The 19,736-nt window shown below is 36.9% G+C and carries 18 protein-coding genes; 12 read left to right on the top strand and 6 right to left on the bottom strand.

Annotated elements, in window-relative coordinates; all coding sequences use genetic code 11:
* Positions 1–21: 21 nt before the first annotated feature.
* From ALGA_RS18570 to ALGA_RS18560, 3 genes are all read left to right on the top strand, one after another.
* A complete protein-coding gene (locus ALGA_RS18570) occupies positions 22–567 on the top strand; it encodes a DUF1697 domain-containing protein (RefSeq protein WP_096431775.1) in 546 nt (181 codons plus the stop codon).
* Positions 568–712: 145 nt separating this feature from the next.
* Positions 713–3,226, top strand: a complete 2,514-nt coding sequence (locus ALGA_RS18565) for a S9 family peptidase (protein WP_096431773.1) — start codon at positions 713–715, stop codon at positions 3,224–3,226.
* 212 nt (positions 3,227–3,438) lie between these two features.
* On the top strand, positions 3,439–4,134 hold the full coding sequence (locus ALGA_RS18560; RefSeq protein WP_197705614.1) for a L,D-transpeptidase family protein: 696 nt from the start codon (positions 3,439–3,441) through the stop codon (positions 4,132–4,134).
* A gap of 148 nt (positions 4,135–4,282) precedes the next feature.
* Here ALGA_RS18560 and ALGA_RS18555 read toward each other — a convergent pair whose 3' ends face one another.
* The gene (locus ALGA_RS18555; RefSeq protein ID WP_096431769.1) at positions 4,283–5,335 is read right to left on the bottom strand and encodes a 3-deoxy-7-phosphoheptulonate synthase; all 1,053 of its coding nucleotides are present in this window, start codon (positions 5,333–5,335) and stop codon (positions 4,283–4,285) included.
* Positions 5,336–5,811: 476 nt separating this feature from the next.
* On the opposite strand from ALGA_RS18555, the gene ALGA_RS18550 reads away from it, so the two are divergent.
* The 5 genes from ALGA_RS18550 (at position 5,812) to ALGA_RS18525 (ending at position 9,437) form a co-directional block, all read left to right on the top strand.
* Positions 5,812–7,269, top strand: a complete 1,458-nt coding sequence (locus tag ALGA_RS18550; RefSeq protein WP_096431767.1) for an NAD(P)/FAD-dependent oxidoreductase — start codon at positions 5,812–5,814, stop codon at positions 7,267–7,269.
* Positions 7,270–7,307: 38 nt separating this feature from the next.
* Positions 7,308–7,466 (top strand): hypothetical protein, encoded by a 159-nt coding sequence (locus ALGA_RS23075; protein ID WP_096431765.1) that lies wholly within the window; start codon positions 7,308–7,310, stop codon positions 7,464–7,466.
* A 288-nt stretch (positions 7,467–7,754) separates the two neighbouring features.
* On the top strand, positions 7,755–8,201 hold the full coding sequence (locus tag ALGA_RS18535; protein ID WP_096431761.1) for a YhcH/YjgK/YiaL family protein: 447 nt from the start codon (positions 7,755–7,757) through the stop codon (positions 8,199–8,201).
* A 371-nt stretch (positions 8,202–8,572) separates the two neighbouring features.
* The gene (locus ALGA_RS18530) at positions 8,573–8,791 is read left to right on the top strand and encodes a hypothetical protein (RefSeq protein WP_096431759.1); all 219 of its coding nucleotides are present in this window, start codon (positions 8,573–8,575) and stop codon (positions 8,789–8,791) included.
* A 16-nt stretch (positions 8,792–8,807) separates the two neighbouring features.
* Entirely contained in the window at positions 8,808–9,437 is a 630-nt protein-coding gene (locus ALGA_RS18525) for a hypothetical protein (protein WP_145957676.1), read from the top strand.
* A 67-nt stretch (positions 9,438–9,504) separates the two neighbouring features.
* On the opposite strand, the gene ALGA_RS18520 is transcribed toward ALGA_RS18525, so the two are convergent.
* Positions 9,505–10,548 carry an NAD(P)/FAD-dependent oxidoreductase gene (locus ALGA_RS18520; protein ID WP_096431755.1) on the bottom strand — a complete coding sequence of 348 codons (1,044 nt, stop codon included), beginning with the start codon at positions 10,546–10,548 and terminating at the stop codon, positions 9,505–9,507.
* 145 nt (positions 10,549–10,693) lie between these two features.
* Here ALGA_RS18520 and trhO point away from each other — a divergent pair, with 145 nt between their 5' ends.
* The 4 genes from trhO to ALGA_RS18500 all read left to right on the top strand — a co-directional run bounded on the left by trhO (position 10,694) and on the right by ALGA_RS18500 (position 14,260).
* Positions 10,694–11,734 carry an oxygen-dependent tRNA uridine(34) hydroxylase TrhO gene (gene trhO / locus ALGA_RS18515; protein WP_096431753.1) on the top strand — a complete coding sequence of 347 codons (1,041 nt, stop codon included), beginning with the start codon at positions 10,694–10,696 and terminating at the stop codon, positions 11,732–11,734.
* A gap of 408 nt (positions 11,735–12,142) precedes the next feature.
* Positions 12,143–13,159, top strand: coding sequence for a tRNA dihydrouridine synthase (locus ALGA_RS18510; protein WP_096431751.1), 1,017 nt, complete (start codon positions 12,143–12,145; stop codon positions 13,157–13,159).
* Between the two features lie 171 nt (positions 13,160–13,330).
* Positions 13,331–13,933, top strand: a complete 603-nt coding sequence (locus tag ALGA_RS18505; RefSeq protein WP_145957675.1) for a hypothetical protein — start codon at positions 13,331–13,333, stop codon at positions 13,931–13,933.
* Positions 13,934–14,035: 102 nt separating this feature from the next.
* Positions 14,036–14,260, top strand: a complete 225-nt coding sequence (locus ALGA_RS18500) for a hypothetical protein (RefSeq protein WP_096431747.1) — start codon at positions 14,036–14,038, stop codon at positions 14,258–14,260.
* Between the two features lie 99 nt (positions 14,261–14,359).
* On the opposite strand, the gene ALGA_RS18495 is transcribed toward ALGA_RS18500, so the two are convergent.
* The 4 genes from ALGA_RS18495 to ALGA_RS18480 form a co-directional block, all read right to left on the bottom strand.
* Positions 14,360–15,124 (bottom strand): hypothetical protein, encoded by a 765-nt coding sequence (locus ALGA_RS18495; protein ID WP_096431745.1) that lies wholly within the window; start codon positions 15,122–15,124, stop codon positions 14,360–14,362.
* 1,095 nt (positions 15,125–16,219) lie between these two features.
* A complete protein-coding gene (locus tag ALGA_RS18490) occupies positions 16,220–17,368 on the bottom strand; it encodes a twitch domain-containing radical SAM protein (protein ID WP_096431743.1) in 1,149 nt (382 codons plus the stop codon).
* A 213-nt stretch (positions 17,369–17,581) separates the two neighbouring features.
* Positions 17,582–18,493: a phosphate acyltransferase gene (locus ALGA_RS18485; RefSeq protein ID WP_096431741.1), complete on the bottom strand. Its 912-nt coding sequence runs from the start codon at positions 18,491–18,493 to the stop codon at positions 17,582–17,584.
* Between the two features lie 261 nt (positions 18,494–18,754).
* A complete protein-coding gene (locus ALGA_RS18480; RefSeq protein ID WP_096431739.1) occupies positions 18,755–19,663 on the bottom strand; it encodes a bifunctional enoyl-CoA hydratase/phosphate acetyltransferase in 909 nt (302 codons plus the stop codon).
* Positions 19,664–19,736: the final 73 nt, after the last annotated feature.

The following is a 19,736-nucleotide window of genomic DNA, read 5'->3' as shown; positions in this document are numbered from 1 at the left end:
TTTGTTAACGGCTGAAACTTTATGAGTAAAAGAGTAAAATACATTTCCGTATTAAGAGGAATAAATGTGGGTGGCAAACGTAAAATTTTGATGGCTGATCTTAAAAAAATGTATGCTGAATTGGGATTTGAAAATTGCATCAGCTACATACAAAGCGGAAATCTAATCTTTGAATCTAAAAAGTTATCCAATACGGAACTTGGAGGAAAAATAGAAGATGCCATCTCAGAAAAATTTGGTTTCGCTGTACCGGTAATTGTGAGAACATGCGAAGAATGGGAACAATCAGTTCTGGCAAATCCATATACTAATTCTCATGAAAAAGAGAGTCTTTGTCTCACCTTCCTCAATGAAACTCCAAAAGCAGAATTAACAGCAGTAATTAGTGAGTTAAACTTTGAACCGGATAGTTTTCGAATTATCGATAAAGATGTCTTTATTTACTGCTCGAGAAAGTATCATCAAACCAAGCTCAGCAATCAGTTTTTTGAATCGAAACTAAAAGTAAAAGCAACAACCCGTAACTGGAATACTGTTCTTAAATTATTGGAACTATCAGCAGAATAGAATTCGCGGTATAAAGTTGTTCAATTTGGCTCTTATACATCCCGTAAATCACCCTTCTTATCGAAAAGTGTAAAAAAATAACAATTCTTCTTGCACCTATTTCTATTTTCGTTGTCTTAAAGCAACACAAATATAACTCAACAACATGAAAAGAAATTTATTGACTCTCCTATTTTTACTGATAGGAATAGGATTATTTGCGCAGGAAGTACCTGTTACAAAAGCAAATTACGAATTGGCGGCTAAATTCTCGCCCAACCGATTAAAAAATATGGTCTACTCAACCAGCCTTACTCCTCATTGGTTAAAGAATGGCGAGAAATTCTGGTACAACTACAAAACTTCGGAAGGAAACATTTACTATTTGGTAAATCCGGTAAGCAACACAAAAGTGAAATTATTCGATGCGGTAAAAATGGCTGCTGACATGAGTCGTCTAACGGCAGATCCATTTGATGCTCAGCACATGTATATCAGTAAATTGAAATTCATTAATAATGAAAAAACGATTCAATTTGAAGTGAAAAGTAAGCTTGTAGAAGAGGAAGAAAAAGACGACGAGGAAGACGGAGATAAGCAGGTAGAAAAAAAAGACGGAGAAGAAAAAAAGAAAGATAAAAAGAAAATGGTTGCCAAAGTTTGGCATTTCGAATATCAAATTGCTTCTGAAAAACTAAATCTACTTGATGATTTTGAAAAATCATTGGAGCAAAAGGATTGGGCATCGGTTGCTCCAAATCAAGAATATGTGATTTTTGCCAAGCACCACAACCTGTATTGGATGGATGCGGAAAACTATAAGAAGGCTCAAAAAAGCGAGAAAGATTCGACCATTATTGAACATGAATTAACTACGGATGGTGTAGAATATTACAGCTATGGCAGCGGCACTTATGGCAAAACCAATAAGGAAATAGAAGAAGAGAAGGACAAACGCAAAGAAACCTATGTAACATTCTCTGCAGACTCAAAAAAGTTCGCATTAACCCGAGAAGATGAACGGGAAGTTAAAGATCTTTGGGTAATTAATTCGGTGGCTTCACCCCGACCAACTTTAGAAAAATACAAATACCATATGCCGGGAGAAAAAGAAGCTCCTCAATATGAAATTCTTATTTTCGATTGGGACAGTAAAGAATCTGTAAAAGTAAAAGCAGCAGCTTTCAAGGATCAGTCTCTTTCAATTCTAAGAGCTCCTAAGAAGAAAATGAATGCAGATGATGATTTGAAATTTTCAAAGTGGATATCCACAAACAGTGATGTTTTGTATTTTAAACGTCAGAGTCGCGACATGAAACGCGTCGATATCTGTACCGCAAATACTTCAACAGGTGAAGTGAAAGTGCTGATTGAAGAACGATTAAATACCTATATCGAAACCAAACCAATTGGTTTTGTAAATAATGGCAAGGAACTTATTCAATGGTCTGAACGTGATGGTTGGGCACATTTTTACCTATACGATGGTGAAGGCAATTTAAAGAACCAAATTACATCAGGTGCATGGCATTGTGAAAAAATTCAAGGAATTGATGAAAAGAACAGAGTGCTTTATTTTACTGGAAATGCCCGTGAAAATGGTGAAGATCCATACTACTCGCATTTATATAGCGTAAACTTTGATGGATCAGGATTAAAGCTTCTGAATAAAGGAGATTTCTCGCATGATGTGAGCTTAAATGATCAAAATCACTACTTTGTAAACAACTCATCAAGAGTAAATACAGCTCCTGTTTCGGCTTTGTACAATGCAAAAGGAAATAAGTTAATGGATTTGGAAACAACTGATTTATCGAGATTATTCGAGGCTGGTTACCAATTTCCTGAACCATTTAAGGTGAAAGCCGGTGATGGTGTAACCGATATTTATGGGGTTATGTACAAGCCTTTTGATTTTGATCCAAACAAAAAGTATCCAATACTTACCTATGTATATCCTGGCCCGCAAACCGAAGCCGTTTACAAAAGCTTTTCGACCCGTATGGACAGAGCCGATCGTATGGCTCAGCTAGGATTTATTGTAGTTACAATTGGTAACAGAGGTGGTCACCCTGCCCGCTCAAAATGGTACCACAACTACGGTTATGGCAATTTAAGAGATTATGGTTTAGAAGATAAAAAAGTTGGTTTAGAACAATTAGCGAACCGATTTGACTTTATTGATATCAACAAAGTTGGAATTTTTGGTCACTCAGGCGGTGGATTCATGTCTACAGCTGCAATGTTGGTTTACCCTGATTTCTTTAAAGTAGCAGTTTCTGCTGCAGGAAACCACGACAACAACATTTACAATCGCTGGTGGAGTGAAACTCATCATGGTGTAAAAGAGGAAATATCTGAAAAAGGAGATACCACTTTCACCTATAAAATTGATACTAACCCAAGCTTGGCGAAGAACCTAAAAGGAAAGCTAATGATTGTAACTGGTGACATTGATAACAATGTTCATCCGGGAAATACAATTAGAATGGCCAATGCCTTGATTAAAGCGAATAAACGATTCGATTTTTTCATCTATCCGGGTCAGCGCCATGGGTTTGGTGACATGAGTGAATACTCGTTCTGGTTGCGCGGTGAATATTTCTGCAAGTATTTACTTGGTGATTTCAGAAACAGTGCCGATTATGTAGAAATGCAAAATGATCAGCCAAGAAACTAAGACTCTCTTGACCTAAGATATTTGAAATCCCGATTTGCAATTGCAGATCGGGATTTATTTTTATTAATTGAGTTGATCGTTCTGCAAACGAAATCAATTTTAATGTTAAATAATTTATTATTAGATTTATAAAATATCAAGCTCACACATTCAACTCTCTAAATAACATGAAAGCCTTCGCTATATTCATAAGCATATTATTATCCACATCAATGTCAGATTCGTTCAAATTGGATCAGAAAAGGTATTCCCGAGTTCGTGAGGCTTATGCCGAAAAAGAACAAATCATCCTTGATCTTTTAAAGACTAAAGGAATTGAAACCAAAAATCTGCAAATATACCTAAGAGCTTTTAAGCTTGGAAAGAAAATAGAATTGTGGGCGAAAAATAGTTCAGACGATAAATATCAGCTTATTAAAGAATATAAAGTTTGTCGCACATGTGGAAAACTTGGCCCCAAACGTCAACAAGGCGATATGCAAATTCCGGAAGGCTTTTACTTTATTGATCGATTCAATCCAAGTAGTAATTACCACCTTTCCTTAGGATTAAATTACCCCAATAAATCAGATCAAATTCTTGGTACAAAAGGCAAATTAGGTGGAGATATTTTCATTCATGGTTCTTGTGTAACTATTGGGTGTTTACCAATAACCGACGATCAAATTAAAGAACTCTACCTGTTTTGTATTGAAGCCAAAAACAGCGGACAAAGCAAAATACCGGTTCACATATTCCCTACTATCCTCAGCGACAAGAATATGGATGTACTTAAAGAAAAGTATTCGAAGGATTCTGACAAATTAGTTTTATGGAATAGTCTGGAAAAAGCTTATGATCTTTTTAATGAAACAAAGCAAATGCCAGAGGTTCGGTTTTTAAATGATGGTACGCATATAGTCGAATAATAAAAACTTATATTCTCACCCCTCTGTCCTTCGACTCCGCGAAAGCTTTCGGGATCCCCTTAAAAAGGGAGAATCGTAAAACTACTGAGATCTTTTCCCTCTTGAGGGAAAATGCCGACAGGCAAAAGGGTGAATCAATCATGCTCTATTATTTTTCACAAATTCTATCACAAAACTCTCTTAAAATTTTCTCTGTAGCTTCAAAATCAAGACATTCATCAGTAACCGAAACGCCGTATTTTAATTTCGATTGGTCAGAAGGAATACTTTGCTTGCCAAAATTCAGATGGCTCTCAATCATAAATCCCATAATGGATTTATTTCCATTGGCAATTTGGTCAGCCAAACTCGACAGTACAACTTCTTGCTTACCCGCTTTTTTATAACAGTTCGCATGACTACAATCGACCATTATTCTTGGCACAATTTCCAAATCAGTCAATTTCTTTTCAATCGCGGCAACATGTTGAGCTTCAAAATTTGGTTTCTTACCTCCACGAAGGATAATATGAGTATTTGAATTCCCTAAAGTATGAATAACAGCCACTTTGCCTTCCGGATTGATACTCACAAAATTATGAGATGCTGCAACTGCTTGCATAGCGTTAATGGCGATATCAATATTGCCGTCGGTGCCATTTTTAAAGCCAACAACTGAGGATAAACCGCTTGACATATTACGGTGACTTTGAGATTCAGTAGTGCGGGCACCAATTGCCGTCCACGAAAAAAGATCTTGAATGTACTGTGGTGTAACAATATCCAAAGCTTCTCCAGCAGCAGGTAATCCAAGTTCTGCAATATAAACCAAAAGCTCACGAGCTTGCTTCAATCCATCCTGAATTTCACACGAATTATCCATGTAAGGATCATTTATCAAGCCTTTCCATCCCACTGTTGTTCTAGGTTTTTCAAAATAAACCCGCATCACTATAAACAAATCATCTTTTAAATCATCAGCTAATACTTTCAATTTTTGAGCATACTCCTTTGCCGATTTAATATCATGAATAGAACAAGGTCCAACAACTGCTAGAATTCTTTTATCACTGCCATTTAGTATATTTTTAATAATAGTCTGTCCATTATTAACCGTTTCTATGTGTTTTTCACCCAGCGGATACATTTTTTTCAATTCTATTGGAGTAATAATAGACTGCTCAACACTCACATTCAAATTCTCTATTCTCGAATCCATCATACTTTCAGCTCTTATTGATTTTGGTATAGATCGCACTTTTTCCAGTACAGCTTGTGAAATTAAGTTTTATTTTTTTTAAAAGAAATTTTAGCCCGTACAATATAAAGTATCACCACCAAAATCTATAAAAATAGATCAATAACTCTTTACGGAAATTTCTAGTGTTGTATATTAAAACTCCTAAACAATCGAGCTCTTCCCTGCTTATTAAAAGTTTATATCAAATCTAAACAAGTAAAACCTTTCTTCAAAAACCCAATAATTCCAAGCCCCCAACTTCGAATCAATAACATAAACATATCAAAACCAGTAACAAAACGAGAAAACAGCAACCAATAAATCTAGAGATATGGATATAATTCTTTAAATTAGATAATTAACAAAAGAAAGCTGAATGTTTGACATTCACTTTTCTTTGACAGATTGAATTTGAATCATTTAACATCTTACAAATACACACTTAATTCAAATAAATCATGGCCAAAATTGTTGTCTTAGGCGCAGGTATTTCAGGACATACCGCTGCCGCCTTCATTAAAAAGAAATTGGGCAAAAAACACGAAGTTGTAGTGGTTTCTCCAGGCAGTTATTACCAGTGGATCCCCTCAAACATTTGGGTTGGAGTAGGCCGAATGAGTGTTGATCAGGTTCGGTTTAAACTAAAAAAAGTATACGACAAATGGAAAATTGACTTTAAACAAGCCAAAGCTGTTTCCATTCATCCCGAAGGAAATGAAGTGATTAACAGAGGATTTGTCACTATAGAATATACGGATCCAGAGAAAATTGGAGAAACAGAGCAAGTCGACTACGACTATCTGGTAAATGCAACTGGCCCTAAATTAAATTTTGAAGGTACACCAGGCTTAGGCCCTGGTAAAAATACAGAATCAGTTTGTTCCTGCGATCACGCCATCCATGCATGGGAAAAATTGCAAAGCTGCATAAAGAAAATGGAGGCTGGCGAAAAGCAAACATTCTTAGTTGGAACAGGACATTCCATGGCAACCTGCCAAGGAGCGGCATTCGAATATATCTTAAATGTTGCTTACGAAATAAGAAAACGAAAATTAGAGCATTTAGCTGAACTTATTTGGATCACTAATGAATACGAATTGGGTGATTTTGGAATGGGTGGCGCTTTTATTAAACGCGGTGGTTACATCACATCAACCAAAGTATTTGCCGAATCATTCTTAATCGAAAACGGAATTAGATGGATTAAACGGGCAGGTGTTTTCGAAATTGAACCAGGAAAAGCAAATTACGAGACTCTCGATGGAGAAAAAAACTCAGTCGAATTTGATTTCTCGATGTTGATTCCTGGCTTTTCGGGTGTTGGTTTAAAAGCCTTCGATAAAAATAACGAAGACATCACCTCTACTATTTTTGCACCCAACGGATTCACCAAAGTTGATGCTGATTATACGCCAAAAGATTTTGAGGAATGGAAGGCTGCAGATTGGCCTGAAACCTATCGCAATCCAACTTATCGAAACATTTTTGCCCCGGGCATTGCTTTTGCTCCTCCTCACTCCATTTCGAAACCAATGAAGAGCAAAAACGGAACCGCTATTTTTCCTGCTCCTCCCCGCACAGGAATGCCATCGGGTGTATCCGGTAAGATTGTAGCCTTAAACATTGTTAATTTGGTTAAAAAAGGGGAACACGACTTAAAACACAGAGCTTCGATGGCGAAAATGGGCGCCGCATGCGTTGTATCTGCAGGATTTGGCATGACCAAAGGATCGGCCGCAACCATGACCGTTTTTCCAATTGTTCAGGATTGGGATAAATATCCTGAATGGGGACGCAGTATTAAATATACCATGGGTGAACCAGGCTTAGCGGGTCATTGGCTTAAATGGACGATGCATTATATGTTCCTGCACAAAGCCAAAGGATACCCATTTTGGTGGTTGTTACCTGAGTAAAATTTCAATTAAGTCGAATTTGTTATAACAGATATATCATGAGCAAAACAAAACGAAGAGGATATTATGAAGAAGCTTATCCTCCAATGCCTACAAAAACAACAATGTTTTGGCGCAAAGAGATCTTCTTTCAAACCTATCGGTTCATTGTTCTTAACATTAAAATTATCCGAATTGTGGTAATGGGACATTCTTAATGAATTAAAGAACACATAAATGGGGAATTTACAGCTTGTAAGTTTCCCTTTTACTTTTGCACAACTAAAAAGTAAAATACTTGTTGCCTTTACCCGTAATTGTAAAACACCTAAAAATTTACAATTACGGGTTTATCTTTCATTATCACCACTAAAAATAAAATCAGTAGGAAGCTCAACACCCTTGATGTGCAAACATGTAATTATTTATGATACCTACTCCTTAAATTTTCAAGCAAAGCAACATAATCTTCAAAATTATTCCGAACTTTGCAAAAACTAATAATTATGGTGATAGACAAAATTGAAAACCAACATCTTTATGTTGGTTTAAGTAGTAGAATTGACAAAGCATTGAACTACATCAGCAAAACAGATTTAGTGAATACTGAAATTGGCAAGTATGAAATCGACGGGCAGAATGTAATCGCAATTGTTCAAGAGTACATCTCAAAAAATCCAGAAGACGCCAAACAAGAAAGCCATTTCGAGCACATCGATATTCAGTACATTATCTCAGGAGAAGAAATGATGGGACTCGGCATTTTAACAAATCAAGTTCCTCATACTGTGATTCACGAAAAAGATGTTGCCTTTTATCCGAACGATTCAACTCCTTTTAAACTAGAAAAAGGAATGTTTGCCATCCTTTATCCGAACGACCTTCACTGTCCGGGTATGAAATGCGGTGAAAATTCGAAGGTAAAAAAACTAGTCGTTAAAATTCGCATCTAAATTTCGAAGAAAAATACAGACAGCAAGCTGAAATCTACTTTCAGCTTGCTACTGCTTCTTCCCCAAAGTTTTCAAGTTATACCGAGTTTTTTTCGCTGGCCATAGCTAACTAATTATTCAAAATGGTATAACATCTATCTCCCTCCATAGAAACATAACCAACTACAAATCCTCATCAACTACAACCACATTATAATCTGACTTGCACCCTTTTTTATAGTGCCAAACACAAATAATATTCTTAAATTTAATCTAGAGTGTTAAAAATCACTGAACTAACAAATTTAAAAACACTAACTAAAGAGGAATAAGCTCATTCCGAGCGGTTCCTTTGTGCCTCGAAATAATTATTAATTAAACCCCTAAATGTTATGAAAAAATTAAGTTTACTTGTTGTACTCTTCTCTTTCCTATTTGTGGCCTGTGCCGATAAAAAGCCAAAAGCTGAAAAAGTTGAAGTAACAACAGAAATGGAAAATATGCAAGTTGATACTAGCGTTATTGATTCTCTTGCGACTGAATTGGAAAAAACAAAAGAAGATATTGACGAAGCCGCCAAAGAAGTTGATCAATTATTAGAGGAGTTATAATCGTAAAAGCAAAGCTATGAAAAAGTTAATTATAAGCTTACTTTCCTTGTGTATCATGATGTGCACCAGTCAGGCACTAATGGCCCAAAAAGGATTGGAAAAAAAGGGAAAGGAAAAAATCGAAAAAAAGCACAACTCTCAAATGGATTCCATTCAAAAGGGAATGAAAGACAAAAAGGAGAAATTCGAAAAAAAGGGTGACGCTCACATGGACAGCATGAAGGTCCACAAAGAAAAACATCAGGGAAAATACAAAGATGCCAAGGAATCGGCGGAGTCGAAAAAAGAAGAAATGATGGGTAAAAGAGATTCCATGAAATCTGAAATGATAGAAAAAGGGCATGCTTTTGGAAAAGACAAAGAGCTGGAAGGCAATGGATTTGGACAAAAAAGAGCCGAACAAGCAAAAATGCACAGGGAAAAATGCCGTAAGGAATTAGACGAAACGGTAAACAAATCGGATGAAAAAATAAAAGCTGCCAAAGAAAAAATAAAGAATGCAAGGGAAAAGTTAGAGAAAGAAAAAAGTGAAGGCAAAGCTACTGACGAGATGTATCAGGAAAAATTAGAAAAAATTAAGAAAGCTGAAGACAGCGTGAAAGCTTTGGAAGAAAAAGTGGAAAAAGCGAAAATGGAAGAAGAATAAAAAGAAATCTTAATGGATATCACCTCTGCTAAAAGTACAACAGTACTAAGCAGAGGTTTTTTTGTGTCTAGAAAAATCTCTTAATATCAACCTCTTTAGCTAGAGGATAATCGTTAACCGAAAGAAAACGAACCATTTCGCGTGCAAAATAAGGAGCTAACATCACTCCTTTTGTACCCAAACCATTAAAAATTGCAACATGCTTGTGCAATGGATGAGTTCCCAATACCGGACGGCGATCGGCTACCGTTGGGCGTATACCGGCCCAATGATTAAGTACAGTATATGGCAGCGAAATTAAAGCATCCAAGCGAGCTAACATATTCGTTCTTGCTGCAATGGTAATCTCCTCATTATAATTTTTCCAATCGTAAGTAGAACCTACCTTAAAGCGATGCTTACCAACAGGCATTACAAATAAATTTTTGTTAATAATATAATCTTCAGGCAATTCCTTACATTCTATTTCTAACACCTCTCCCTTAGTAGGATTAAAGCTAAGGTTCTTAAAAAATGGGTTTTCAGTAGCATAATGTCCTTCACAAAAAACAATTGTCTCAGCAGAAATTCCGTGCCAGGTAATCTCACCATCAATAAACCCTACATCTTTATAGTCAAAATTCGAATCTATCAGCAATCCTTTTGATTTAAAAAACTTCCGCATTTTTTTCAGTAATTTTTCCAGATGCACATAGCCTGAATTGGTCACCCGTCCGTAGGCATTAAAATCCTTAATCCCCTTACCTATCGAATTGCTTCCAAGCCCAACAATATAATCAGAGAAATGGCCTTCTTCTATTCGCTCTTCCCACATTTTTGTCTCATTTTCAACCAAAGGTTTAATGATATCCATAGGAAACAAAAACTGATGTTCCAATTCACTTTCCAAATCCTGATACATTTTCGTCATAACAGGTAATACTTCATCTACCATCCAACTCTTGGTGAGTCGTTTAAAAACAAGAGGATTATACATTCCTGCAGCAACATCAGAAGCCTTACTTTTATCCGGACACGATACAATCGTAAAATTGAGTCCAGCTTTATACATTTCATATGCCAGTAATGATCCCGCTATTCCCTGCCCTATAATCAGAAATTTCTTTTCCATAAATTGGTGTTAAATAATTCTGCAAACTTAGCAATTTCAGACTTATAAGTCTTATTTACGCCTCGTGACTTGAATTGTTACTTGTTTGAATGTAAAAAACGATTACTTTTGCAATGCTTATTAATTCTAAATTAGAATAACAAAAATGCTACTTCACAATAAACTTAGCAAAGAAGAACTAAAGAAACAACTTGAAAACGAAAACTTTAGCAGAAAAACGTTTTCATTTTACCGATATGTGATTATTGATAATCCTCAAGAGTTTCGTGATCAATTGTACCAAAAGTGGTTTGAATTAGACTGTAAGGGAAGAATATACATTGCCCGTGAAGGGATTAATGCGCAAATGAGCGTACCGGAACACAAGCTGGACGATTTCTTTTTATTCTTGAATAGTTTGATCGAATTGCAGGACATGCCAATAAAATGGGCTGTAGAAGATGATGGAAAATCATTTTACAAGCTAATCGTTAAGCTTCGACCAAAAATTGTTGCTGACGGATTGGATGATAATGCCTATGATGTAACCAATGTGGGGAATCATCTCTCACCCATTGAGTTTCACGAGCAAATAAGCAGGCTGGATACCATCGTTGTGGATATGCGAAATCATTACGAAAGTGAAATAGGACATTTCGAAAATGCAATTTGCCCCGATGCAGATACCTTTCGCGAGGAAATAGACATTGTGGTTGATGATTTGAAGGACAAAAAGGATCAGAAAGTACTGCTTTACTGCACAGGAGGAATTCGTTGCGAAAAAGCCAGCGCCTATCTCAAACATCATGGTTTCGAGGATGTGAACCAATTGCATGGTGGAATTATCGCCTATGCTCAGGAAATTAAACAGCTTGGGCTGGATTCAAAATTCAGAGGGAAAAACTTTGTGTTTGATGAACGGTTGGGCGAAAGTATTAACAATGAAGTAATAGCTAAGTGTCACCAATGTGGTGCAACTTGCGATACTCATACCAATTGCGCCAACGACGATTGCCATTTGCTCTTTATTCAGTGCGAAGAATGCCGCGATCATTACCAAGGCTGTTGTACCGATGAGTGCACAGAAATTATTCAATTGCCATTGGAAGAACGAAAACTATTGCGATCTAAATTTCACGACAAATACAGTAAAAGTCAGATTTACAGGAAGAGGATCAGGCCAAAGTTGAAGGGAATTAAGAATTAGGAATGATGAATTAAAAATTACTGCACCCCTTTCTTTATCAGGATTTCCCTAAAAAAGTGAAGACTCAAATAATAAAAATCACCAACTAACGAATTAATCACTAAATCCCCTAAAGGGGACTTGATTCAATATCTGAATAATTAGGTTAATAATTGAATAAGGGCCTTTAGAGGTTTGAGTTGGAAAAAATAAATTCCAAGGAACAAGTAATAAGAAACAAGTTCCAAGAACTATCATCTGAGCCGTGCCTTAGCTCGGCAATATGAAGGGAAAACAAAAAGCGTCATCCTGAACGAAGTGAAAGATCTCGTCGATGGAGACAGATTACTCGATTCCTTGGGATGAAGTATTAAAAACAAAGACGCTGTCAGGTTCTACGAACACTTACAGGTCGATAACTGATAACACATGACCAATTTTTGGCACAACATACAAACTCCCAGCTTCTCACTCGCTCCCATGGAGGACGTTACCGACACCTCGTTTCGCGAGATTGTTTTACAAACTTCGCAGGAAGCGAAACTGAACATTCTATTTTCAGAATTTACTTCCGTTGATGGAATGTGTCACCCCATAGGACAAGATAAGGTAAAGCACCGGTTGCGAATTAATAAATCGGAAAAAGCATTGCTGAAGCAGAAAAACGTTAAGATAATTGCGCAGATCTGGGGAAAAGATCCGGAGAAATATTACAAAACAGCTCAATACATAGCCCGAGAAACCGATTTTGATGGCATAGACATTAACATGGGCTGTCCGGTAAAAAATGTGGTGAAAAATGGCTGTTGCTCGGCCCTTATTGCTCAACCCGATTTGGCCAAAGAAATTATTTTAGCCACAAAAGAAGCTACCAATCTGCCTTTGAGCGTGAAAACCCGAATAGGATTTAAGGAAGTGGTTACCGAATCGTGGATATCCCATTTGCTGGGAACACCTATTGATGCTCTGGCTATTCACGGACGCATACAAAAACAACTGTCAAACGGAATGGCCGATTGGAACGAAATAGCGAAAGCGGTGCAATTAAGGAATCAACTTGCTCCCCACATTAAAATTATTGGTAACGGCGATGTAGACAGTTACGAAGAAGGACTCCAAAAAGTAAAGCAATATGGTGTTGATGGCGTAATGGTAGGTCGTGGTATCTTTAAAAACCCTTGGTTCTTTTATCCCGATAAGGGAGATGTGAGTATGGACGAAAAACTGGCTCTTTTAAAAGAGCACACCCGCGTGTTCGATGAATCTTGGGGGAAAACTAAGAATTTCGCCATACTGAGACGTTTTTTTAAGATTTACACCAGTGGATTTATTGGTGCCTCTGCCCTGCGTAATCTATTAATGAATACGCACAATGCAAAGGAAGTTTACGAAACGCTTGAACGGTTTGCTGTGAGTAATGAACTGAAAACTGTAAACTGTGAGTAAGTAAATAGGGCCTCAATTTTAGATTCCAAAACTACTTGAACCTTCGACTTTCTAGACTTTTCAAACCCCTTGGTATAATTTTCGTGATATTTGAAGCAACCAATTGATCTTTTTGCATCTGCTTTATGTAGTTCGTTACGAACTAAAATGATTACTCTGATTCGCCATCAAATGAAAACTAAAAATTTAATTCTGCTAATTGCAACAATTGCAAGTCTTCTGAGCTCATGCGATAATGATAAATATTCGGATTTCACCACAGTTCCGAATGATTACTTTCCATTGCAAATTGGCGATACATGGGAATACGACGATCATATCCGTAAAGTAACGGGAACCGAAAAAGTAAACAACATCGAATACAAAGTAGTTACAAATAAAACCTACCGTGCCGATACCCTATATTATTCCTACAACAACTACTATCGTTTAGGGAGTTATGGAAAGGTTTACCAACTTTACCGCGATAAATCTGATGAATTCCTATTTCTTAATTTTTCTCGCAGAGAAGGTGAAAGCTGGAGTTACGAAACTGCTGACAGAGATGATCAGAAATGGAATGTAGAAGTTCTTCCTGAATTAAACTTTACCATTAATAATCACATCATAAAAAACTGTAAATCATTCTTTTACAACGTTCCCGGCTGCGCCGATGAAGAACACCAGATAACTTTTGCCCCTGGAGTAGGTGAAATTCATAGTTACTCAACAGCTTGGGGAATTAGCCAAACAATTCAAAAAACAAAGATTAATGGCATCATCCGTCAATTTTAAAAATTAGTAAAGTGGCACAATTATTGTTCATAAGTAACCAATTACGAATTACTGCATCTAGTATAAGAATGAAGTAATTTACTCTTAAACTTGTCCTATATTATGAAAATATTTACATCAGTAATGATCATTATTCTATTAGGTCTTTGTCATTATGTCGACGAATTAAGCCCAAAACAACAAGAAAACTTACCAGCGCAAAGTAGCAACAAGGCATATGGCCCTGTTGAGTATGAACAAAACGAAATTGATATTTTAAAAACCGATACCGTTTACTACACCCTTCAAAATACTAAAGAAATAGACATTAACAGAACTGTAAACTAAAAAGGACGTGGCTTGACAACAATTTTCAAAAAGAAAAGATTAATGGGATTGAATAATTATGTCAATAAAAAAGGATAGGCTCTCACCCATCCTTAATTTTCAATTCGTTTCTTGAATTAACAACACCTTTTTTACAGAAACTTCCGCGTCTTTACTATTTCGAGCTTTACGAGAACGAGCTTTGATATTTGCACTCATAATATATTCGTGGATAAGCTTACAAATAGCAGCATATTTCTCTGGAAAAGCAACTACCACTGCATCTAAGTAAGGAAGCAATTGTTCATTTACAATTTTGCGAACCACACGTCTTTGAGCCGATGGCGCAATAACTTTTGCCACCCCAGTCACAGTATTTTGGGTCTCTAAGAATTGAATTCGAAGATTTCCACTTGTCTTTACAAACTTGTCAAATAGACTCTCAACACCTGTTAATCCAGCCATTTTTTGCTTCAATTCCGGCTCATTTAAATTTACAATCAGCAACTTCGATATGATCATCTGAGACTTGTAACTCTTACGGTGCATGTTCATATCATGAATATCAAACACTTTCCAAAGTTCACGGGCATCTTTCGCTTTGTTCTCATCCAATTCGTAGGTGTTGGCCCACAAAAATTTCTTTACACAAACAAAAGCCTTATCGGCAAGCTCATCCATTTCGTGCAAATCCTTTGAATGGATACTCGCCTTTGTCAGTTGTAGGCCTTTGGTTAAGACTACATTTTCGGTTCCCAAAAAACCCAGTAAAGTAGTCAATACTGCATCATTGCTCCAATCGCCCTTCGCAAAGGCAATTAAAAGATTAGTTACAGCGCTACTCACCTCGTTGGCAGTACAGTAATGATGAATTCTCTCTGTCATTCTTACTTAATTTATAAATTGGTTGCTTAACATTATCTAAGCTATGAAATTTCCACCAAACAATAAAAACTATTTAGTAATATTTTATGTTTTACTCAAAATGAGCAACCGAATACATTTCCCTGTTTCACTATTCATTTTTTATGTATATCTTCATGAGTTTTTATTTTTACATGATGTAAAACAAAAGGAATTAACCCCAATTAATAAACAGTAATCTAAAGAACAAATACGCGCGCTTAATTCCTACTGTTTCCAACAGACATGCCGTGCATTTTTCATCTATACCCCTTCCCGGGGATGTAAGAAAACAAGTAACCACCACTCCAAAAGCCGTAAACCTGCAAGACAAGCGTGCCCACACTTCATCATATACAAATTCACTATTCAATGCTTGTTATTTAATAAAACTACCATCAAATACATATCAACATGATCTGATTTTAAGACAACTAGTACTACATTCCTGTTTACCGAACGGTAAAGCACAAATTCAAGCATAATACCTACTACGCATTGCTTTTTAGGCAAGTTCAAACTTGATTTTAATACATACAGCTCTTATTATGCAGTCAATTCAATCTTAGGTCAACTGAGAACCTAATGTCCAATGATAAAATAGATTGGGATAACAATTACAGATATGCTTTAACCATCTCACAGATTTCACTTTGCTACGCTTAAATAGTTTGTATTTGTTAAATATTGAAAAGATAGTTTTTTGAAAAACAAGTATGAGCAAATGCCGTCAATCGAGCGTGCCGCGTGCAACTAATGATTATTTGGAAAGCAGAAGAGCTTTTCGATTGACTTGATTTTTTTTTTGCTTTTTTGATCTAAGCAAAAAAGTAAAAGCCCGTCTGGCTTGAAGACAAAATAACGATAAGATCTTGGATTAGCAGATCCCTCGACACCTCGGGGTCACAGTTCTATAAGCATATCATCCTTAACGAAGTGAAGGATCTATTCGATAAAAACGGATTTCTCTGGATAAGGATAAAAATAATACAAAAACACCCTTTCCCCTGTCGGAAATTCCCCTAAAAAAAGAAATACCGAAGGTTGAAGCTTGGAATAGCTCCAAAACAAAGTAATTTAAAACTTCAAAACAGCCCCAACGTTCTCTCCCCTCATCTCATCCAAAAGAGCGGTTTCTTTTTGGAAATTCTTCCATTGTTTCGAGAGATCATCACTTAGCATGTAGCGTTCACATTCTTTAAATTGACTAATTACAGATTTGGGAATTTGCTTTTTATTTGCCCAATCATAAAACGCTTTGTATTCTGTAACGACCTTTTGTTTGTAATCTTCGGGTAAAGCTTTTGTGTTGTAATGCAAGGGTCGATCGAGCATATTAATGTAAAGGCCATCGGCTTCTATAATCTGCTCCAGCAAACAAATCTGGTACAAAGCAGGCAAATTAAAAATGGAGAAAACCGAAATGGTTGGCGCAATGAGAAATTTGATGTGCTTGTGTTTGCGAATCAATTCCCGATTTTGTTTGTATTGCTCCCAATCAAATCCCTTTCGAATATACTCTCCAAGCTTTCCATGTGCATCAATGCTCGATAAAATCTCCACTTTACTAAAGAGTTTCCAGTAATTCAACACATTGTACTCTCCCATTTGTAACAGGGAAAAGTTAGTGTTGTATCGCAAATCAATTTGTGTGGCTTTATTTTTCACCAGCCAATCGAGCAATAGGTAATGTTCTTTGGTAACCAAAGGCTCACCACCCGCAAAGTAAATTTCTTTGGCTTGCAGTAAGGCTTCTCCTGTTTCTTCAATAAATGCATCGAAATCCTGAATATTCTGTAATAGGGCCTTCTCACCTAAATTACGTTTCATTAGTTTGGCCTCAGGAAACCATCCAGAACTGGCACCATGCCAACAGGTGCGGCAGGCAAAATTGCAGGCATTTGAAAAGCGGATATCAAAAGTAAAAGGCAAATTCGTTTCCTGCTCCTGAAATATAGCACCAAACTTCTCATGAGTCTCCTGTCGGATGCTCTTCCCTCCTGCTTCCTCTAAGCGGGAACAAACTGCACAACGTGAATCTTTCTCACCTTTGGCAAACTTTGCTCTCAATTCGTTGATGGCATCACCATTCCATATTTCGGCAAAAGATTGAGTATTGCAATCTCCGTAAGGAATATTGGCAACACAACATGCTTTTACTCTGCCTGCATTTCCAACATGATAATGTATCCATGGCATCAGGCAATATGGTTTTGTGTTTGTCATTTGGCAAAGATAGGAATTGAATTATGAGTTATGAATTAATAATTCTGAATTAAAAAAAAACTTACCACTGAGAACACCGAGTGACACAGAGATAAAACCTTGTACGACTTTGTGAAGGACTTCTTTTTCCTTCTTGGTTAAACTTCTTTACGCAAAAAAAGAGACACGATAGTTCGTGTCTCTTCAATTATAAATTGATAATTACCAATTATTTTAGTCTGCCATTAAAACCGACAGAGCAATGCAATAGAATTTTGATTTTTCGCTTTCGCTTCGCGACATTACCACAACAGGTTTTGTCGTTCCCTGAATTAAACCGGCCAATTCGCCACCTGCAAACAACATTAGTCCTTTATAGAACGAGTTGCACGCTTCTAATGATGGAAATACCAGACAATCAGCCTCACCGTTAATTGGTGTTGAAATTCCTTTGATCTCAACAGCTGCAGGATCGCAAGCAAGGAAAACATCCAAAGGTCCATCAACAATACAATCTGTTATTTGACCACGATCGGCCATTTTGCAAATAATTGCATCATCGATACTAGATGGAAACGCTGCATTTGGTTTCTCAGTAGCAGATATCAAGGCCACTTTTGGTTTTTCGATTCCGAATTTATTAGCCATTTTCACAGAATAGTTAAGCATGGCAATTTTCTGATTCAAATCAGGAAAAGGCAATACCGCTGTATCGGAAACAAACAAAAGCTTATTGTATTTTGGTAAATCCAATGCACAAACGTAACTCATTACCGCTTTAGGAGGCAATAAACCATGCTCTTTGTTCAAGACTGCTTTCAGGAATTTATCTGTTCCAACCAATCCTTTCATCACCACATCTACCTCGTCGGCACGAGCCATACGAACCGCTTCAATAGTAGCCGCAACATCATTAGGAATATGAACAATGGTAAAAATATCAGGATTGATTCCTTCCGCTTTGGCTTTATTTCTGATCTCAACTTTATCACCAATCATAACAGCCTCAACAAAACCTTCAGCTATAGCCTTGGCAATTGCACCAATTGTATTTGGATCCTGTGCATACGCAACAGCTATTTTCTTTTTCTTTCCGCTCTCGCGAAGGTGCTCAACCATTTGATCGAGTGAACGTATTGGGGCCATTTCCTTAAGATTTTAGACGTTAAATATGCCAATAAGCATCAAGACAAAACGCAACACTTGCCCTTATTCCTTGGTACTTGTTACTTGTTCATTAGTACTCGTCCCTTGGTACTTGTTCCTTGGTACTTGTTCCTTGGTACTTGTTCCTTGGTACTTGTTCCTTGGTACTTGTTCCTTGGTACTTGTTCCTTGGTACTTGTTCCTTAGTACTTGTCCCTTGGTACTTGTCCCTTGGCACTTATTCCTTGTTACTTGCTACTGTTACTTATTTTGAGCTACTAAAGCAGCCAATGCAATTGAATAAAGTTTCGTTTTAACACTATCGCCGCGGGATGAAAGAATTGCCGGACATTTAGCCCCAACAACCATAGCACCCAGCTCAGCTTTTGCCAATTTGGTGTTCACCTTGTAAAATACATTACCCGATTCAATATTTGGAAATACCAAACAATCGGCATCACCAGCGACTGGTGAATCCAGCTTCTTAATCTCCGCCGATTCTTTATCAATCGCCACATCAATTGCCAAAGGTCCATCAACGTAAGCATTTTTTATTTGACCTCTGTCTGCCATTTTCGAAATGATAGCTGCATGAACACACGCCTCCATTTTTAGTAAAACCTGTTCTGTTGCAGCTATTAAAGCCACCTTTGGTTTATCGATACCCAAAGCGCGAGCAACATTTATCACATAGTTTGTTATGGCAATTTTCTGATTTAAATCGGGCTGAGGAATAACGGCAACATCGCTAAACACTATTAATTTGTGATAATTAGGACTTTCCATTACGGTAACATGACTCAAAACTGCTTTTGGAGGCATCAATCCCGTTTCTTTGTTTAGAATTGCCTTCATGTACTTGTCTGTACTTACAAGGCCTTTCATAATCATATCGCCTTCGCCATTATTGATCAACTCAACAGCTTTTTGTGCTGCTTTCAATTCATCCGGCTCATGCACAATAGTAAACTTGCTACTATCAAAATTGTGTTCTGCACAAGTTTTCTCAATGGTTTCTCTGTCACCAACCAAGGTAGCATCTACAATTCCGTGCTGAATTGCATCGTAAACAGCTCCGATCGTATGAGAATCGTTAGCATAAGCAGCTACCAAACGCTTTTTTTCATTGTTTTTAAGTACTTCAATGATCTGATCCAAACGTGTAATCATCTTCAATATTTTTAGTGAGTGTGTTTCAGGAAAAATATTCCTATTATTTAAGTTGTAAGGCAAAAATAGGAAA

Source organism: Labilibaculum antarcticum, assembly GCF_002356295.1.
Taxonomy (GTDB): domain Bacteria; phylum Bacteroidota; class Bacteroidia; order Bacteroidales; family Marinifilaceae; genus Labilibaculum; species Labilibaculum antarcticum.
The sequence above is the reverse complement of the archived record's forward strand: the minus strand, read 5'-3'. Positions and strand labels throughout refer to the sequence as shown.

Bases quoted from the DNA above. Each gene is read 5' to 3' on its own strand.
- ALGA_RS18570 (WP_096431775.1), top strand. From the start codon at position 22: ATGAGTAAAAGAGTAAAATACATTTCCGTATTAAGAGGAATAAATGTG.
- ALGA_RS18565 (WP_096431773.1), top strand. From the start codon at position 713: ATGAAAAGAAATTTATTGACTCTCCTATTTTTACTGATAGGAATAGGA.
- ALGA_RS18560 (WP_197705614.1), top strand. From the start codon at position 3,439: ATGTCAGATTCGTTCAAATTGGATCAGAAAAGGTATTCCCGAGTTCGT.
- ALGA_RS18555 (WP_096431769.1), bottom strand. From the start codon at position 5,335: ATGATGGATTCGAGAATAGAGAATTTGAATGTGAGTGTTGAGCAGTCT.
- ALGA_RS18550 (WP_096431767.1), top strand. From the start codon at position 5,812: ATGGCCAAAATTGTTGTCTTAGGCGCAGGTATTTCAGGACATACCGCT.
- ALGA_RS23075 (WP_096431765.1), top strand. From the start codon at position 7,308: ATGAGCAAAACAAAACGAAGAGGATATTATGAAGAAGCTTATCCTCCA.
- ALGA_RS18535 (WP_096431761.1), top strand. From the start codon at position 7,755: ATGGTGATAGACAAAATTGAAAACCAACATCTTTATGTTGGTTTAAGT.
- ALGA_RS18530 (WP_096431759.1), top strand. From the start codon at position 8,573: ATGAAAAAATTAAGTTTACTTGTTGTACTCTTCTCTTTCCTATTTGTG.
- ALGA_RS18525 (WP_145957676.1), top strand. From the start codon at position 8,808: ATGAAAAAGTTAATTATAAGCTTACTTTCCTTGTGTATCATGATGTGC.
- ALGA_RS18520 (WP_096431755.1), bottom strand. From the start codon at position 10,548: ATGGAAAAGAAATTTCTGATTATAGGGCAGGGAATAGCGGGATCATTA.
- trhO (WP_096431753.1), top strand. From the start codon at position 10,694: ATGCTACTTCACAATAAACTTAGCAAAGAAGAACTAAAGAAACAACTT.
- ALGA_RS18510 (WP_096431751.1), top strand. From the start codon at position 12,143: ATGACCAATTTTTGGCACAACATACAAACTCCCAGCTTCTCACTCGCT.
- ALGA_RS18505 (WP_145957675.1), top strand. From the start codon at position 13,331: ATGAAAACTAAAAATTTAATTCTGCTAATTGCAACAATTGCAAGTCTT.
- ALGA_RS18500 (WP_096431747.1), top strand. From the start codon at position 14,036: ATGAAAATATTTACATCAGTAATGATCATTATTCTATTAGGTCTTTGT.
- ALGA_RS18495 (WP_096431745.1), bottom strand. From the start codon at position 15,124: ATGACAGAGAGAATTCATCATTACTGTACTGCCAACGAGGTGAGTAGC.
- ALGA_RS18490 (WP_096431743.1), bottom strand. From the start codon at position 17,368: ATGACAAACACAAAACCATATTGCCTGATGCCATGGATACATTATCAT.
- ALGA_RS18485 (WP_096431741.1), bottom strand. From the start codon at position 18,493: ATGGCCCCAATACGTTCACTCGATCAAATGGTTGAGCACCTTCGCGAG.
- ALGA_RS18480 (WP_096431739.1), bottom strand. From the start codon at position 19,663: ATGATTACACGTTTGGATCAGATCATTGAAGTACTTAAAAACAATGAA.